Below are 1,277 nucleotides of genomic sequence, written 5' to 3' on the forward strand. Positions count from 1 at the left end.
AGAAATATACTGTAAGGCTTATTGTTATTACTTCTGGTAAAGGCGGGGTTGGAAAAACAACAACAACTGCCAATTTAGGTATGTCGATTGCCCGACTTGGTTACCGTGTTGCTTTGATAGATGCGGATATTGGATTACGCAATTTAGATTTATTATTAGGATTAGAAAATCGTGTACTTTACACTGCAATGGATATTGTGGAAGGTCAATGTCGGCTGGATCAAGCCCTTATTCGAGATAAACGGTGGAAAAATTTAGCATTGTTAGCTATTTCTAAAAATCGGCAAAAATATAATGTAACACGAAAAAATATGCAGAATTTAATAGATTCTGTCAAAGAACTTGGATTTCACTTTATTTTAATAGATTGTCCAGCTGGAATTGATGTTGGTTTTATTAATGCTATAGCGCCAGCGCAAGAAGCTGTTATCGTAACTACCCCTGAAATTACAGCTATTCGAGATGCGGATCGAGTAGCGGGCCTGTTAGAAGCAAATGGAATTTATAATGTGAAACTTTTAGTGAATCGAGTCCGACCTGATATGATTCAAAAAAATGATATGATGTCAGTAGGAGATGTTCAAGAAATGTTAGGAATTCCACTGTTAGGCGCTATTCCAGAAGATACTAATGTTATTGTTTCTACAAATAGGGGTGAACCTCTTGTTTTAAATAAAAAATTAACGCTTTCTGGTATTGCTTTTGAAAACGCCGCTAGAAGGTTAATAGGTAAACAAGATTATTTTATTGATCTAACAAGCCCTCAAAAAGGTATGTTCCAAAAACTTCAGGAATTTTTTCTTGGAGAAGATTAAGCACTCAAACTCCTCTAAAAAATTGGTCCATTTCCCTTCTCGTTTTTGTAAACAAAAACGAGAAGAGAAAAAGGTTAATCTAAATTAGAGAGCCGGAAAAATGTGTGAACCTAATAAATTTTTTTGGGTTACGAAAATTTTTAAAAAATTCCCGTCCTTTAGAACGCAATGAAATTCAAATAAACTTGATCTTTGTCTCGTTCCCAAAAAATTTCATTTTTTGGGATTAACAGTGTTGGTCCCGTTTTTGTGAACAACAAAGGGAAGGGAACGCTTTTGCAAAAAATTGGTAGACGAACCAATTTTTTGCATCACCAAATGAAAATTTAAAAGTTTAGCAGACGGAATGTTGATTTGACCAAAACTAAACAAAATAAACGTTAAGTTTGTATTTACTAACGAGTCTTTTATCCGTAATGCCTTTCTCAATTTTGTGGAACAAAATTGAAACGATGAAAAATG

The 1,277-nt window shown here is 34.0% G+C and carries 2 protein-coding genes; one reads left to right on the forward strand and one right to left on the reverse strand.

Annotated elements, in window-relative coordinates:
- The coding region (minD, locus tag FDF36_RS20975) for a septum site-determining protein MinD (RefSeq protein WP_310503409.1) at positions 1 to 815 on the forward strand (815 nt) is incomplete at its 5' end.
- A 213-nt stretch (positions 816 to 1,028) separates the two neighbouring features.
- Here the strand turns inward: minD and FDF36_RS20980 are convergent.
- On the reverse strand, positions 1,029 to 1,277 hold a 249-nt coding region (locus tag FDF36_RS20980), incomplete at its 5' end, for a hypothetical protein (RefSeq protein ID WP_220392687.1).

This window comes from Bacteroides fragilis (assembly GCF_019583405.1).
GTDB classification, from domain to species: Bacteria; Bacteroidota; Bacteroidia; order Bacteroidales; family Bacteroidaceae; genus Bacteroides; species Bacteroides fragilis_B.